The sequence below is a fragment of the Mesorhizobium sp. P2_C5_2 genome (assembly GCF_056404535.1).
The window spans coordinates 299,577-312,675 of record NZ_JBFUDV010000002.1; the positions used below are offsets into that span (position 1 = coordinate 299,577).

Here is a 13,099-nt window from a genome sequence, read left to right on the forward strand (position 1 = left end):
TCCTCAGCGCCCAGCTCGCCGTTCAACTGACTTCCCCGAGATAATATCCCCGCCTATGCGAACCGTCCATCTTCGCCCCAGGATCCGCCTTGGCACACCTCGCCGACGGCGGAGCGAGAGGGGTTCGGCCGCTCTTCGATGGTGACCAAGCGCTAGGCGGCCTCGACTTCAGCCCGGCGGAAGCAGCCGGCGGCATGGTCGTTGACGATGCCGACCGCCTGCATCCAGGCATAGACAATGGTCGGGCCGACGAATTTGAAACCGCGCCGCTTCATTTCCTTGGAGATCCGCTCGGACAGAGGCGACGACGCGACCCAGCTGTGGCCGTCGCTCTTTACGACCTTGCCATCGGTGAAGGACCAGCAGAAATCGGTGAAACTCTCGCCGCGCTCCGCCATCTCGCAGAAGATCTGGGCGCCACGGATGGTCGCTTCGATCTTGGCACGGGCGCGGACGATGCCGGGATCAGCCATCAGCCGCTCGATATCGGCCGCGCCGAACCGTGCGACCGCCTCCGGCTCGAACCCGGCAAAGGCGGCGCGAAAGGCCTGACGCTTTCTCAGCACGATGATCCAGGCCAATCCTGCCTGGAAGCCTTCCAGCATCAGCATTTCCCACAGCATGCGAGGGTCGCGTTGCGGCACACCCCACTCCTCGTCGTGATAGGCGCGCATCAGCGGATCGCTCTGCGCCCACCCGCAACGATGGTTTGCATGATCGTCCATCGCAAAAGCTCCCTCACCCGATACTGTGGCGGACCGGCGCCACGGTCCAGTCCACGCTACGCTGATCGATCATTGCATGCACCGGCGAATGCCCCATCTCGCTCATGATGCCGCTTGCGGCGTTGCGGCCGTCCTCTTCCGTAGCCCAGATCAGCACGTCGACGATGGCGCCGTCGTCACGCTCGGCGATGCGGCGCGATCGAAAACCCGGTTGGAGCTTAAGCCAGGCGTCGATATCGGCGTTGGCCGCGACGAATTCCCGGCAGGACTGCCCATTGAGCCTGAACGTCGTTACTTCGATCGCTTCTGTCATTTCATATACCTTTCGCTCTGTTGCTGCCTCAGCCCTGGGCCGTTGGCCGCACGATCAGTTCGTTGACATCGACGCCGTCTGGCTGGCCGATGGCAAAGCCGATCGCCTCGGCAATAGCGCTGGCCGGAATGGAGGACTGATCCAGCATCGCGTTGGCGCCGGCCTTGATCTCGGGATTGCTGATGCCGTCAAACAATTCGGTGCGGGTGAGACCAGGGCTGATTACTGTCACGCGCAGATCCCGGCTTTCCTGGCGCAGCCCTTCGGAAAGCGCCCGCACCGCGAACTTGGTCGCCGAGTAGACCGCCGCGGTTGGGTCGACCCGGTGGCCGGAGACCGAAGCCACATTGATGATGTGTCCAGATTTCTGCCCGCTCATGATCGGCAACACGGCGGCAATGCCATGAAGCACGCCGCGCAAATTGACGTCGATCATCTGGTTCCACTCGTCGATCCGCAATTCCGCCATCAGCGACAATGGCATGACGCCGGCATTGTTCACCAACACGTCGACCCGGCCAAAACGCTCCTGCGCGGCAGCGACGAATGCCCTGACATTGTCGAGGTCGGTTACATCCAATTCCCGGTGCACGGCCTGCCCGCCGGTCTGTTCTATCTCCGCGGCGAGTGCTGCGATGCGGTCCGTGCGGCGGGCGCCGAGGACGATCCTGTGGCCGCTCGCCGCCAGATGGCGAGCTGTGGCCTCACCGATGCCACTGCTGGCTCCGGTGATCAGCACGACCTTGCTTGTAGAGATGTTAGTCATGGGAAGCTCCGCCTGAATGGTTGGGAGCACGCTCCCGCTGGCGGCGTTATGCGATGAAGCGACGACCGAACGTTATCGCGATCCTGCAAGATTCATGTACGATCCTGCAAAGCTCACCTGCCGACACTGGCCGTGCGTGCAGGATCGGATATGATTGGAGTCATGACAGCTTCGAACATATCGGGGCCCGCTTGACGCGTCCGCACGACCCCTACCAGGAAATGGCGTCGATCATTACGCGTTTCACAACGCATGACGAGGAGCGCCCGACGGCGATCGGCAACCTCTTCTTCTCCCGGCGTTCTTCGACGACACAGTTTGTCCACACTGCCCAATGGCCGTGTTTTGCCCTTGTCGTCCAGGGTGCCAAGAGCCTGACGCTCGGGCCGCACGTGCACCACTACGGGGTTGGCGACTATCTGGTGGTTTCGCTCGATCTTCCGGTGGTATCGCGCGTGACGGAGGCGAGCATCGAAGCGCCTAATCTCGGGCTCGGCATGCGAATAGAGCCGGAGCGGCTGAAGGAACTGCTCGGCCGGATCGGCAAGGTGAGGCCGGCAGTTGCGCCGGAGCGGGCGGTCGCCGTCAACAAGGCGCCGTCGGACCTTCTTGATGCCGTCTTGCGACTGCTGCGGCTGCTCGATCGGCCTGAGGATATTGTGGCGATGGCGCCGCTGATCGAGCAGGAAATCCTCTACCGCGTGGCCACCGGTCCGTTCGGTCCCAGCCTGCTGCAGATCGCCATGATCGAGACCCCGAGCAACAGGATCGCCCAGGCCGTCGCCTGGCTGCGGCAGAATTTCACGCGGCCGCTGCGCATCGAGGAGCTGGCCGGACACGCCGGCATGAGCGTGTCGTCGCTGCATCATCATTTCAAGGCAGTCACGGCGATGACGCCGATGCAATACCAGAAGCAGCTGCGCCTGCACGAAGCGCGCCGCCTGATGCTGACGGAGCGCCTGGATGTCGGCTCCGCCGGCTACAGTGTCGGCTATCAAAGCCCATCGCAGTTCAGCCGCGAATACAGCCGGCTCTACGGCCTGCCGCCGCTGCGCGACGTCGGCGCCGCCAGGGCTCCGGTCGCGGCGCAATAGCGCGGGTCGAGCGCCTCCCCTTGGCAATGGGCCGGGCGGCTTGTATAGAGCCCGCCACTCCCAATTCCACTCTTCATCACCCAATTCCTCTCTTCATCACAAGGACGACCAATGGCGATCGAACGCACCTTTTCCATGATCAAGCCGGACGCGACGCGGCGCAACCTCACCGGCGCCATCACCAGGATGCTGGAAGAGGCCGGCCTGCGCGTCATCGCCTCGCGCCGGGTGTGGATGAGCCGCCGTGAGGCCGAAGGCTTCTATGCCGTCCACAAGGATCGCCCGTTCTTCGGCGAACTGGTTGAATTCATGTCGTCGGCGCCGACCATCGTCCAGGTGCTGGAAGGCGAAAACGCCATCGCCAGGAACCGCGAAGTGATGGGCGCCACCAACCCGGCCAACGCCGCCGAAGGCACCATCCGCAAGGTCCATGCGCTGTCGATCGGCGAGAATTCGGTGCACGGCTCCGACGCGCCGGAAACCGCCGCCGAAGAGATCAAGTACTGGTTCTCGGATACCGAGATTGTCGGCTGAACCGACACGAACGGAATGCATGCAAAAGGCCGGCGTTTCGCCGGCCTTTTTCTTTGGCGTTGGACCCCGCTGTACTCCCCCCGAAGATCGGCCTGCGCTAAGGTCGGACCAGCCACCAGCGGATCCGACCCGACCATGACCAGCGCCATCCCCGGTTTCTTCCAGGGCACCGAGATGCCGTCGAGCACTTGGTGGGAAGCGCTGTGGCCGGATCCCGCCGGCGTGCTTGCGGCAACCGGGCTGAAGCCAGGCATGGAGGCGGTCGACCTCTGCTGCGGCGACGGCTGGTTCACGCTGCCGATCGCCACGGTCGCCCGCCGTGTCATCGCCATCGACATCGACGCCGACCAGCTGGAGGCCGCGCAACGCCGGCTGACCGGCGCCGGCGTGACCAATTGCGAATTCGTCGCCGGCGACGCCTACGAGCTCGCGGACCTTGTGTCCCGGCCCGTCGACTTCGTCTTCATGGCCAACGCCTTCCACGGCGTGCCCGACCGGCCGCGGCTGGCGCGTGCCGTGCGCGAGGCGCTCGCCCCCGGCGGACACTTTGCCATCGTCAACTGGCACCAGCAGCCGCGTGAGGCGACGACAGTGCTGGGCGAGCCGCGCGGCCCACGAACCGAACTCAGGCTCTCACCACGACAGACCATCGCGGATGCGGAAGCCGGCGGCCTGAAGCTTATTAAACTGGTCGAGGTGCCGCCCTATCACTATGGGGCGACGTTCGAGAAGGCGAAGCCGGTTTGAGCTCAACGAATGAGCGGCGTGTCCCAGAGGTCGCCGAGCAGCGTTTTCAGCTCGGTGAATCGCTTCTGCCCGAGCTCCTCGGCCCATTCCCGCTCGACGTCGAGCAGGATGTCGGCCATCTTCTGGTAGGCGGCGCGGCCCCTATCGGTGAAGTGGACGATGGTCCCGCCGCCCTCATCGGGCGCCGCCGAGCGGGTGATGTAACCCGTCGCTTCCAGCGTCTTGAGCAGCTGATTCATGGCCTGCTTGCTCATTGCGGCGCGCTCGGCAAGCGCGCTCGGACGCATTCCATCTGGACCAGGATACTGGATGACCGCCATATGCGGCGGGCTGAGGTCCTCGAAACCCGATGCCCTGAGATCCCCGATCAGCTTGCGGTGAATGGCCATGGCCGGCACGCGCAGCAGCGCGCCGATCAGCGGCGGCTTCTTTGACGGATCTTCGGCGGATTGCGGCATTGACACCATGGTAAATTGAGTTTACCCATATCGGTAAATTCGATTTACCACATGGGAGAATGGAATGCTAGAGAAAGCCAGCCAGGTCAGCGTCAATCCCGCGGACGAAACAATCAGCCATGGCGGCCTTGCCATTCGCTTCCTGCTGACCGGCGACCAATCGAACGGCAGCATCGCCGCCTTCGAACTGACGGTCGCCGGCTCGCAGCGCCTGCCCGCCCCGGCACACAGCCACGACCACTATGAGGAGACGATGTACGGGATCGAAGGCGTGCTGACGCTGACCGTCGACGGACACCGGCACGATATCGGACCCGGCCAGGCGCTGTGCATTCCACGAGGCGCGGTTCACCGCTTCGACAACGACACCGCCGAGGCCGCCAAGGTGCTGTGCGTGGTGACGCCGGCGGAGATCGGTCCGGACTATTTTCGCGAGGCCTTCGCCATCTTCGGTGCCGGTGGTCCGCCCGACCGCGCCAGGCTCATGGACCTGATGCGCCGGTTCGGCCTGACGCCGGCGCCGCCGCCACCGCGGGGCTGATGCTCTCCAGGGCGGTCAACCCGCGGCGCGGCATCGGACAAACGAGAATTTCCGCCGCTTCTCGCGGCGGCTTCTTGTCACTTTGCTTGGCGCTCTTTCACATTCGCATGATCATTCGCCGCTTCGGTGTCGGTGGCCGGTGTCTTGGTGTCGGCGCCGACAAACGGACTGCCCTGCCCAGGCGCGAGGTCGCCACCATGGCCGGCCTTGTTGGTCTGGAAGGGTTGGCTGTCAGGACTGAGACCATGCTGAAGTGCATTGAACAAATGGTCGTCGGCCCTGGCAAAGCCGGCGAAGGTAATCAGCGATACGACTGTGGCAGCAAGGATGTGCGCGTGCTTTTTCATATCTGGACTCCTTTTTGAGTGGCCAGATCGACCTGCATTCGGTCTGGCGGCTTCAGTGAAGGGACATGTCCCTTTTGCCTACCCGCCATATGGGAAGTTAACGCTTCGCGCGGCCGGACTATTCCCGGCTGTTGCGAAATCCGGGCCGGAAAGTCGCGAAGACGATTCCCAGCACCGCCGCTACGCCCGATCCGTCGACGTCAGCTTGCCGCGTTGAAGCGCAATATGTTCTTGCCATCCTTGTCGGCGATGGTGAGCTTGCCAGCTTCAACATGATAGGACGCCGCCTTGGCCAGCGCCTCGAACAACGCCTTCTCCTCGGCCATCACCTCCGGCGCGCAGGCCTTGTAGGTCGAGCCGATGTCGCTGATGGCGATCGTCGAGCCGTCGACCTTGGCGGTGGCAAAATAGGTGTTGCAAGGGCCGCTGCCGCCGGCCTTGCCGGCTTCGCTGACCCGGAACGTCGCCTGCGGTTGCGCAATCACGCCGATGCCGTCGATATATTCGACCAGCCAGCTCTGGTCGAACAGCGAGGCCGAGGTCGGCTTGTCGCTCGGCGCCACCATTTTCAACACGATGGTCTGCGGCGCATCGCTGAGCGGATCGACCTGATAGCGTGTGTCGGTGATGAACAGCAGCTTATCGTCGGCGGTGATGCGCGCCTGCAGCGCGTAGGTCATGTTGGGCCGGATTACCGTTGGGTCGAAGCTGATCTCGAACTTGATCGGCACCTGGCCGGCCGGCGCCACCTTGCGTTCGCCGACAATGGCGGCCGGCGCATCGGCCAGCGACACATCGGCGAGCTGTACCGACAGCACGGCGTTGGGCGGCAACGCGATGCGCTCGCGATACATCACCTCGCCCTTCAGGGTTTTTTCGGCGGCGACGGAAGGCTCGGGAACGGCCAGCATACCGACGACCAGCGGCACAAAACCGAAGACGAAGAATTCAGCGATCCTGTCCAGCATGCCCTTGCTCCCTTTGCCGGAAGCGATTTGGCCAAGGGAATGCGGTCAATGGAAGGCGGCTGCATGGCAATATTCCGGCTGCGGATCAGTCCGCCGGCGACTGTGTCCAGCGTGCCGCAGCCTGGTCGTCGGCGTCCTTGGCCTCGACCCAGCCGCCGTCGGTACCGTCCACGCGGTGTTCCTTCTTCCAGAAGGGGGCGCGTGATTTGAGGAAATCCATCAGGAAATTCGCCGCCTCGAACGCCGCCTGCCGGTGCGCGGAAGCCGCCACCACCAGCACGATGTTTTCGCCGGGCGTTATCTTGCCGTGACGATGGATGACGGTCAGGCCTTGCAGCGGCCAGCGCTGAACCGCCTCGGCGGCGATGCGGCCGATCTCGGCTTCGGCCATGCCTGGATAATGTTCGAGCTCGAGTGCCGACAACTGGCCTTGCTCATCGCGGCAGAGGCCGGAAAAGGACACCACGGCGCCGATGTCCGCGCGACCCTCGGTCAGCCCGGCGATCTCGGCGGCGACGTCGAAATCCTCGCGCTGGATGCGCACCGTCGGCGCGCCGGACATGGTGTCAGCCCCCGGTCATCGGCGGAAACAGCGCGATCTCGCGCGCGCCGGATATCTTCTCGCGATGCTCGACATGTTCCTGGTTGATGGCGACGCGGATAACATCAGGATATTGCAGCGCATGCTCATACTCCTCGCCGCGCGATTTCAGCCAGCGCAGGAGATCGGCCACCGTCTCGATGCCGGCGGGCAGTTCGACGTCTTCCTCAGGCTTGCCGATCCGTTCGCGCACCCAGGCAAAATAGATGAGCTTCGTCATCTCACTCGTCCATGATGTGCTTGAGGCCGGCGCGGAAATAGTCATAGCCGGTGTAGAGCGTGACCAGTGCGGCGATCCACAGCAGCACCAGCCCGGTCTGGGTGGTCAGCGGAAAGATCTTGTCGCCGGCGGGGCCGGCGAGCAGGAAGGCGATGGCGACCATCTGGATGGCGGTCTTCCATTTGGCCAGCTGCGTCACCGGCACCGAGACTTTCAGCGCCGCCAGATATTCGCGCAGGCCCGAAACCAGAATCTCGCGGCACAGGATGATGATCGCCGCCCATAGCGACCAGCCGGCAATGCCGGCGTGGCGGTCGGTGTCGGCGGCGAGCAGCAGCAGGCAGGTGGCGACCAGCAGTTTGTCGGCTATCGGATCGAGCATCTTGCCAATGTTGGAGGTCTGCTGCCAGGCGCGCGCCAGATAGCCGTCGAGATAATCTGTGATCGAGGCCAGCAGAAAGATGATCAGCGCCGACCAGCGGGCGAAGTCGCTCGATTTCAGATGCCCTTCAAGAAAAAAGCACAGCACCACCAGCGGCACCGCGACGATGCGGGCGTAGGTGAGCATGTTGGGCAGGTTGAACGCGCGCTTGGCCATATCTCAGGGACTCTTTCTGCCTGCGTACTCAAATCAGAACCGGATGTAGGGGGTCAACAGCCGAGATTCGATTGGCCAGACGAAAATAGGCTTGTCTCTCTTAGAGGTGACGCATGTCGTTGTCCCAAAACCGCTCCACACTTTTGGGCGACATGCGTCAGCTCTCGTGGAAATGGTTGTAGACCAGTTTCGCCACCTGCTCGGAAATGCCGTCGACCTTGACCAGATCCTCGACCGCGGCGCGGCTGACCGCCTTGGCGGTGCCGAAGGCCAGCAGCAGCGCCCGCTTGCGGCCGGGACCGATGCCGGCGATCTCGTCGAGCGGGCTCTTGACCAGCTCCTTCTTGCGCCGCGCGCGGTGCGAGCCGATGGCGAAGCGGTGGACCTCGTCGCGCAGCCGCTGGACGAAATAGAGCACGGGATCGCGAACGGGGAGCGAAAACGAGTCCCTGCCCCTGACGAAGAAGCGCTCGCGGCCGGCGTCGCGGTCCTGCCCTTTGGCGATACCGATCGCCACGACGCGGTCCTCTATGCCGAGATCGGCGAGAATCTTGCGCACCGCACTCATCTGGCCCTGGCCGCCATCGATCAGGATGACGTCAGGCCAGGCCGGAAAGCTGCCGGAAATGTCTTCTTCGATGTCGTCGCCCGCCGCCGCGTCGTCGACAACGGCGACATCGCCATGTTCCTTGAGCAGCCGCGAAAAGCGCCGCTCCATCACCTCGCGCATCATGCCGAAATCGTCGCCGGGCGTGATCTCGGTCGAGCGGATGTTGAATTTCCGATACTGGTTCTTCACGAAGCCTTCCGGCCCGGCGACGACCATGGCGCCGACGGCGTTGGTGCCCATAATGTGCGAATTGTCGTAGACCTCGATGCGCACGGGCGGCTTCGGCAAGCCGAACGTCTCGGCAAAGCCGGCGAGCAGCCTGCCTTGCGTCGAGGTTTCGGCCAGCCGGCGGCCGAGCGCCTCACGCGCATTTTGCAGCGCGTTGTCGGTCAGATCCTTCTTCTCGCCGCGCTGCGGCACCGAGATCGACACTTTGCGGCCGGCGCGAGTGGACAGCGCTTCGGCCAGCAGTTCCTGGTCCTGGACGCCTCGCGACAGAAGAATATTCCGTGGCGTCTGCTTGTCGTCATAGAACTGCGCCAGGAACGAGCCCAGCACCTCCGCCCCCTCCAGTGCCGGATCGGCCTTGGGGAAATAGGCGCGGTTGCCCCAGTTCTGGCCGGTGCGGAAGAAGAACACCTGGATGCAGACCTGACCGCCCTCCTGATGGATGGCGAAGACATCGGCCTCGTCGACCGTCGCCGGGTTGATGCCCTGATGGCTCTGCACATGCGAAAGCGCCGCCAGCCGGTCGCGATAGATGGCGGCGCGCTCGAAATCGAGCTCCCGCGACGCCTCCTGCATGGCGGCGGAGATTTCGGTTTTCACCTTCTGGCTGCGGCCCGACAGGAAATCCTTCGCCTCGGTGACAAGCTCGGCGTAGTCACCATGCGAAATCTCGCCGGTGCAGGGACCGGCGCAGCGCTTGATCTGGTAGAGCAGGCACGGCCGGGTGCGGTTCTCGTAGAAGGAGTTGGTGCAGCTCCTGAGCAGGAAAGCGCGCTGCAGCGAATTTATGGTGCGGCCAACGGCGCCGGCAGAGGCAAACGGGCCGAAATAGTCGCCCTTGCGCGACCGTGCCCCGCGATGCTTGTAGATGCCGGGCGAGACGTGATCGCCGGTCAACAGGATGTAGGGGAACGACTTGTCGTCCCGCATCAACACATTGAATCGCGGTCGCAAGCGCTTGATAAGATTGGCTTCAAGCAGAAGCGCTTCGATCTCGGTGCGGGTGACGACGAACTCCATCGTCGACGTCTCGCGCACCATGCGGCCGATGCGGGCGGTATGGAACCGGCCTTGCGCGTAGTTGGTCACCCGCTTCTTCAGGCTGCGCGCCTTGCCGACATAAAGCACGTCGCCGGCGGCGTTCATCATCCGGTAGACGCCGGGCGCATTGGGCAGCCGCTTGACCAATGTCTGGATGACTTCGGCGCCGACCATGCCGTCGGCGTCGCCGGCATGCGGCGCCCAGTCGATCGCGGTGAAGGCGACATCTGGCCCAGCGGCCTCGGGCTCGACAATCTCCTCGGCCGCCTCATCCTCGAGGTCGATGTCGGGCGGCATATCGTCGGCGGCGCCGCGCTGCTTGTCTTTGTGGTCTGCGGGACTCATTCCACCATGCCTGTCACATCCGGCGTCTGCCATGCAAGATGCTGGCCGCCGTCGAGCGCGATCATCTGGCCGGTCACCGAGCGCGCATCCCAGAGATAGCGGATGGTGGCGCCGAATTCGGTCAATTGCGGGCCGCGCTTCAGGATCAGGCCGTCGACCTGCTTTTGGAAATCATCATCTTCCTGGCGCGCATTCTTCAGCGTCGGACCGGGACCGATGGCGTTGACGCGGATGCGTGGGCCGAGCGCCTGCGCCAGCATTTCGGTTTGTGTCCACAAGGCCGACTTCGACAGCGCATAGGAGAAATAGCGCGGCGTCGGCCGCCAGACGCGCTGGTCGACGATGTTGACGATCAGCCCCTCCTGCCCCTGGGGCAAGGCGCGCGCAAAGTTCTGCGCCAACAGCGCCGGCGTCTTCACATGGATGGCGAAGTGGCGGTCCCAGGCCGTCCAGTCGAAGTCCTCGACGCTGTCGTCGACGAACAGCGACGCATTGTTGACCAGCAGCGTGACCGGGCCGAGTGCTGCCTCGGAGCGGCCGACGAGATCGCCAACGGCGTCCATGTCGGTCAGATCGGCGGCGACCACGGCGGCGCGGCCGCCCTCGCCCCTGATCCGTGCGGCCAGCGCGTCGGCCTCGGCGCCCGAGCGGTTGGCATGGATGGCGACGGCAAAACCATGCGCGGCCAGATCCTCGACGATCGCCTTGCCGATCCGCTTTGCCCCACCCGTCACCAGCGCCGTCCTGGCGGCTTCGATCATCTGTCAATCCTCAATCTGCGCCTCAATTCCGCTAGCCGGCACATTGTGACGCGTCCAGGGGTTAAATGCCGTTTCCACCTGGGGCAGGAATGTGGCGAAACGGCTTTTTCAGCACTGTGACCCGTCCCGGATTCGGGCCGGCAGGACCGCAATATAGGACGCTGGACTCCTTGCACCAAGCCGAGTGCAGTGCAGCATCGCAAACGTGCTGACATTTCGCTGTTGCGAAGATGCAACGCCAAGCTTCGGCCTCATTCGCGCCGGGGAATGACCCATTTTCAGGTTCGCTGCCGCCGCATTTTGACACGACATTCGGAACCGTTGAGTGCCAGATCCGTTTCATCCCCCGGACGGGTCGATGGCGTTCAAGACAAACAAGCCTACGTGTCTTGTGGCTTAAGGAGTAAACAACAATGCAAGCCAATCTCAAATTCGCGCCAATCGCGGTCGCGCTCGGGCTCTTCGCCCTCAGCGGTACTGCTTTTGCCGCTGACGTCGTCTCGGAAGAGCCCCCGGCACCGGCGCCGATCGCCGAACTCCCTGTCGCTTCCTGGGCCGGCCCCTATGCCGGTATCAGCGCTGGCTACGGTTTCAGCGGTCATGCCAAAGTCCACGACGGCGGCCCCGACATCAAGACCAAGGGCTTCGTCGGCGGCGTTTTCGGCGGCTACCAGTGGCAGCAGGAGAACTTCGTGTACGGTGCTGAAGCCGATCTCGGCTACAACGGCGTCAAGGGTGACAGCGGCGGTGTCAATTCCAAGGGCGGCTTCGAAGGCTCGCTGCGCGCTCGTCTCGGCTACGCTGTGACCCCGGAGATCCTGCTCTACGGTACTGGCGGTGGCGCCCTGAAGAACCAGAAGGTCTCGGTCCCCGGCGACAGCGACAGCAGCACCATGCTCGGCTGGACGGCCGGCGTCGGCACCGACATCAAGATCACAGACAATGTGTTCGGCCGTGTCGAGTACCGCTACACCGACTTCGGTTCCAAGAGCTTCGACAGTGTCGGCACCAAGGTCAAGGAAAGCGACAACCGCGTCACTTTCGGCGTTGGTATGAAGTTCTAACTGTCGTTCAAGCCACGACACAAGAAAGCCGGGCCTCGCGCCCGGCTTTTTTTGTGCCCGGCGGTAGGCAATTTTACCCGTTGCGCCCTTTCTCGGCTTGCCGGTTTCGAGAATTTTGTACGAGAAGGCAACAAACTCACCGAAAACTGCGAGCCGGCCGCCGTGCCCGCGCCCCGAAGTGGCTGCCGTCCAGGCGCCAGACCTCAAACTGTCTCGGCAGGCGGGTGAACCATCGGCTCTTGCTGGAAACCATCATGGGCCGGGATCGACGGCAGCCGGTCGAGCCATCCCGCCTTCGACGGCATGAAGACCTGCGCATCCGGCCGGTATTCGCCCGGGTTGCTCATCATGGCGGCATGGACATGAACCTCGGTGGGCCATCTGTCGGAGCGGAAATAGAGCCTTGTGCCGCAAGTCGGGCAAAATCCGCGAAACGTCCCGGGGCTGCTCTCATAGTGTACGATCTCGCCGGTCCAGCTCAGCTGTTCCGGCTTCATCCCCAGGAAGGCCGTGAGGGGAGAAGACGTGGCACGCTGACAATCGGCGCAGTGACAGACCAGGTTACGCGTCAAGTCTCCGGAGTAGGTCCAGGCAACCGCTCCGCACATGCAAATTCCCGTAAGGGCCATCGCACTCTCCCCTCGCCGTGCGCCCCAACTCGGCAAAACTCACTCGGCGAAGCTTAGAATGCGCCGCGCCACCCGCTCAGGCGCGCCTCTTTGCGACCTTGGCAGATTTCGATTTTGCTGGAAGCGTGCCGACAAAGGCAAGCGCGAGATCGAGCCAGCGGCCAAGGTCGGCGTCGGTCGCGGTGCCTTCCGGCGCGACATGGACATAGCCTTCCATGGTGCGTCCGCCCATCTCCATCGGGCGCGCGTGCGGACGGGCAACGGCGGCGCTGTGCGCGGCCTTGCCGACGCGAACCAGCAGCCCGCGCTTCGATGTGCCGACCAGCATGTTGCCGTCGATGAGGAAGCAGGTACCGCCGAACATCTTCTGCTCGGTCAAGGCGCGGTTGCCAAGGGCAGTGCGCAGGCGCTCGACCATCGGGTCGGCCGCGCTGCCGGTTGTGGTGGATGACTTCGCCATGTTCACCGCCTGTGTGCGATTTACCGGGCGCCAAGCAAGCACGAATCCG

At 63.7% G+C, this 13,099-nt stretch carries 18 protein-coding genes; 5 read left to right on the forward strand and 13 right to left on the reverse strand.

Annotated features, from left to right (window positions below; all coding sequences use genetic code 11):
• Nucleotides 1-152 precede the first annotated feature (152 nt).
• The 3 genes from AC1D1B_RS08345 to AC1D1B_RS08355 are packed head-to-tail and all read right to left on the reverse strand — an operon-like array spanning nucleotide 153 to nucleotide 1,804.
• Complete coding sequence (locus AC1D1B_RS08345; RefSeq protein ID WP_477331078.1) at nucleotides 153-725, reverse strand: DNA-3-methyladenine glycosylase I; 573 nt, start codon at nucleotides 723-725, stop codon at nucleotides 153-155.
• Between the two features lie 13 nt (nucleotides 726-738).
• Complete coding sequence (locus AC1D1B_RS08350; protein WP_477331080.1) at nucleotides 739-1,038, reverse strand: hypothetical protein; 300 nt, start codon at nucleotides 1,036-1,038, stop codon at nucleotides 739-741.
• A 28-nt stretch (nucleotides 1,039-1,066) separates the two neighbouring features.
• On the reverse strand, nucleotides 1,067-1,804 hold the full coding sequence (locus AC1D1B_RS08355) for an SDR family oxidoreductase (protein ID WP_477331082.1): 738 nt from the start codon (nucleotides 1,802-1,804) through the stop codon (nucleotides 1,067-1,069).
• A 191-nt stretch (nucleotides 1,805-1,995) separates the two neighbouring features.
• Here AC1D1B_RS08355 and AC1D1B_RS08360 point away from each other — a divergent pair, with 191 nt between their 5' ends.
• The 3 genes from AC1D1B_RS08360 to AC1D1B_RS08370 all read left to right on the forward strand — a co-directional run bounded on the left by AC1D1B_RS08360 (nucleotide 1,996) and on the right by AC1D1B_RS08370 (nucleotide 4,179).
• Nucleotides 1,996-2,898 carry an AraC family transcriptional regulator gene (locus AC1D1B_RS08360; protein ID WP_477331084.1) on the forward strand — a complete coding sequence of 301 codons (903 nt, stop codon included), beginning with the start codon at nucleotides 1,996-1,998 and terminating at the stop codon, nucleotides 2,896-2,898.
• Between the two features lie 111 nt (nucleotides 2,899-3,009).
• A complete protein-coding gene (gene ndk / locus AC1D1B_RS08365; protein ID WP_142867808.1) occupies nucleotides 3,010-3,432 on the forward strand; it encodes a nucleoside-diphosphate kinase in 423 nt (140 codons plus the stop codon).
• A 135-nt stretch (nucleotides 3,433-3,567) separates the two neighbouring features.
• Nucleotides 3,568-4,179, forward strand: a complete 612-nt coding sequence (locus tag AC1D1B_RS08370) for a class I SAM-dependent methyltransferase (RefSeq protein WP_477331086.1) — start codon at nucleotides 3,568-3,570, stop codon at nucleotides 4,177-4,179.
• Nucleotides 4,180-4,181: 2 nt separating this feature from the next.
• On the opposite strand, the gene AC1D1B_RS08375 is transcribed toward AC1D1B_RS08370, so the two are convergent.
• Nucleotides 4,182-4,637 carry a MarR family winged helix-turn-helix transcriptional regulator gene (locus AC1D1B_RS08375; protein ID WP_477331087.1) on the reverse strand — a complete coding sequence of 152 codons (456 nt, stop codon included), beginning with the start codon at nucleotides 4,635-4,637 and terminating at the stop codon, nucleotides 4,182-4,184.
• Nucleotides 4,638-4,701: 64 nt separating this feature from the next.
• Between AC1D1B_RS08375 and AC1D1B_RS08380 the strand changes: the two genes are divergently transcribed.
• Entirely contained in the window at nucleotides 4,702-5,178 is a 477-nt protein-coding gene (locus AC1D1B_RS08380; protein ID WP_477331089.1) for a cupin domain-containing protein, read from the forward strand.
• Between the two features lie 77 nt (nucleotides 5,179-5,255).
• On the opposite strand, the gene AC1D1B_RS08385 is transcribed toward AC1D1B_RS08380, so the two are convergent.
• From AC1D1B_RS08385 to AC1D1B_RS08415, 7 genes are all read right to left on the reverse strand, one after another.
• Nucleotides 5,256-5,525 carry a hypothetical protein gene (locus AC1D1B_RS08385; RefSeq protein ID WP_477331091.1) on the reverse strand — a complete coding sequence of 90 codons (270 nt, stop codon included), beginning with the start codon at nucleotides 5,523-5,525 and terminating at the stop codon, nucleotides 5,256-5,258.
• 200 nt (nucleotides 5,526-5,725) lie between these two features.
• Nucleotides 5,726-6,493 (reverse strand): YbaY family lipoprotein, encoded by a 768-nt coding sequence (locus tag AC1D1B_RS08390; protein WP_477331093.1) that lies wholly within the window; start codon nucleotides 6,491-6,493, stop codon nucleotides 5,726-5,728.
• Between the two features lie 85 nt (nucleotides 6,494-6,578).
• Nucleotides 6,579-7,055 carry a molybdenum cofactor biosynthesis protein MoaE gene (locus tag AC1D1B_RS08395; RefSeq protein WP_477331095.1) on the reverse strand — a complete coding sequence of 159 codons (477 nt, stop codon included), beginning with the start codon at nucleotides 7,053-7,055 and terminating at the stop codon, nucleotides 6,579-6,581.
• A gap of 4 nt (nucleotides 7,056-7,059) precedes the next feature.
• A complete protein-coding gene (gene moaD, locus AC1D1B_RS08400) occupies nucleotides 7,060-7,314 on the reverse strand; it encodes a molybdopterin converting factor subunit 1 (protein ID WP_477264540.1) in 255 nt (84 codons plus the stop codon).
• A 1-nt stretch (nucleotide 7,315) separates the two neighbouring features.
• Nucleotides 7,316-7,912 (reverse strand): CDP-diacylglycerol--glycerol-3-phosphate 3-phosphatidyltransferase, encoded by a 597-nt coding sequence (gene pgsA, locus AC1D1B_RS08405; RefSeq protein WP_023673449.1) that lies wholly within the window; start codon nucleotides 7,910-7,912, stop codon nucleotides 7,316-7,318.
• Nucleotides 7,913-8,069: 157 nt separating this feature from the next.
• Nucleotides 8,070-10,136, reverse strand: a complete 2,067-nt coding sequence (gene uvrC, locus AC1D1B_RS08410; protein ID WP_477331097.1) for an excinuclease ABC subunit UvrC — start codon at nucleotides 10,134-10,136, stop codon at nucleotides 8,070-8,072.
• Entirely contained in the window at nucleotides 10,133-10,897 is a 765-nt protein-coding gene (locus AC1D1B_RS08415; RefSeq protein WP_477331099.1) for an SDR family oxidoreductase, read from the reverse strand. The genes uvrC and AC1D1B_RS08415 overlap by 4 nt, the downstream gene beginning before the upstream one ends.
• Before the next feature lie 413 nt (nucleotides 10,898-11,310).
• Here AC1D1B_RS08415 and AC1D1B_RS08420 point away from each other — a divergent pair, with 413 nt between their 5' ends.
• On the forward strand, nucleotides 11,311-11,961 hold the full coding sequence (locus tag AC1D1B_RS08420) for an outer membrane protein (protein WP_181059072.1): 651 nt from the start codon (nucleotides 11,311-11,313) through the stop codon (nucleotides 11,959-11,961).
• 203 nt (nucleotides 11,962-12,164) lie between these two features.
• Here the strand turns inward: AC1D1B_RS08420 and AC1D1B_RS08425 are convergent, their stop codons facing one another.
• Both AC1D1B_RS08425 and AC1D1B_RS08430 read right to left on the reverse strand, forming a co-directional pair.
• On the reverse strand, nucleotides 12,165-12,590 hold the full coding sequence (locus tag AC1D1B_RS08425; protein ID WP_477331101.1) for a GFA family protein: 426 nt from the start codon (nucleotides 12,588-12,590) through the stop codon (nucleotides 12,165-12,167).
• Between the two features lie 76 nt (nucleotides 12,591-12,666).
• On the reverse strand, nucleotides 12,667-13,050 hold the full coding sequence (locus tag AC1D1B_RS08430; RefSeq protein ID WP_477331103.1) for a TfoX/Sxy family protein: 384 nt from the start codon (nucleotides 13,048-13,050) through the stop codon (nucleotides 12,667-12,669).
• Nucleotides 13,051-13,099: the final 49 nt, after the last annotated feature.

What these genes read in the sequence shown, in the direction of transcription:
- AC1D1B_RS08345 (WP_477331078.1), bottom strand. Translation starts at nt 725, where the DNA reads ATGGACGATCATGCAAACCATCGTTGCGGGTGGGCGCAGAGCGATCCG.
- AC1D1B_RS08350 (WP_477331080.1), bottom strand. Translation starts at nt 1,038, where the DNA reads ATGACAGAAGCGATCGAAGTAACGACGTTCAGGCTCAATGGGCAGTCC.
- AC1D1B_RS08355 (WP_477331082.1), bottom strand. Translation starts at nt 1,804, where the DNA reads ATGACTAACATCTCTACAAGCAAGGTCGTGCTGATCACCGGAGCCAGC.
- ndk (WP_142867808.1), top strand. Translation starts at nt 3,010, where the DNA reads ATGGCGATCGAACGCACCTTTTCCATGATCAAGCCGGACGCGACGCGG.
- AC1D1B_RS08370 (WP_477331086.1), top strand. Translation starts at nt 3,568, where the DNA reads ATGACCAGCGCCATCCCCGGTTTCTTCCAGGGCACCGAGATGCCGTCG.
- AC1D1B_RS08375 (WP_477331087.1), bottom strand. Translation starts at nt 4,637, where the DNA reads ATGCCGCAATCCGCCGAAGATCCGTCAAAGAAGCCGCCGCTGATCGGC.
- AC1D1B_RS08380 (WP_477331089.1), top strand. Translation starts at nt 4,702, where the DNA reads ATGCTAGAGAAAGCCAGCCAGGTCAGCGTCAATCCCGCGGACGAAACA.
- AC1D1B_RS08385 (WP_477331091.1), bottom strand. Translation starts at nt 5,525, where the DNA reads ATGAAAAAGCACGCGCACATCCTTGCTGCCACAGTCGTATCGCTGATT.
- AC1D1B_RS08390 (WP_477331093.1), bottom strand. Translation starts at nt 6,493, where the DNA reads ATGCTGGACAGGATCGCTGAATTCTTCGTCTTCGGTTTTGTGCCGCTG.
- AC1D1B_RS08395 (WP_477331095.1), bottom strand. Translation starts at nt 7,055, where the DNA reads ATGTCCGGCGCGCCGACGGTGCGCATCCAGCGCGAGGATTTCGACGTC.
- moaD (WP_477264540.1), bottom strand. Translation starts at nt 7,314, where the DNA reads ATGACGAAGCTCATCTATTTTGCCTGGGTGCGCGAACGGATCGGCAAG.
- pgsA (WP_023673449.1), bottom strand. Translation starts at nt 7,912, where the DNA reads ATGGCCAAGCGCGCGTTCAACCTGCCCAACATGCTCACCTACGCCCGC.
- uvrC (WP_477331097.1), bottom strand. Translation starts at nt 10,136, where the DNA reads ATGAGTCCCGCAGACCACAAAGACAAGCAGCGCGGCGCCGCCGACGAT.
- AC1D1B_RS08415 (WP_477331099.1), bottom strand. Translation starts at nt 10,897, where the DNA reads ATGATCGAAGCCGCCAGGACGGCGCTGGTGACGGGTGGGGCAAAGCGG.
- AC1D1B_RS08420 (WP_181059072.1), top strand. Translation starts at nt 11,311, where the DNA reads ATGCAAGCCAATCTCAAATTCGCGCCAATCGCGGTCGCGCTCGGGCTC.
- AC1D1B_RS08425 (WP_477331101.1), bottom strand. Translation starts at nt 12,590, where the DNA reads ATGGCCCTTACGGGAATTTGCATGTGCGGAGCGGTTGCCTGGACCTAC.
- AC1D1B_RS08430 (WP_477331103.1), bottom strand. Translation starts at nt 13,050, where the DNA reads ATGGCGAAGTCATCCACCACAACCGGCAGCGCGGCCGACCCGATGGTC.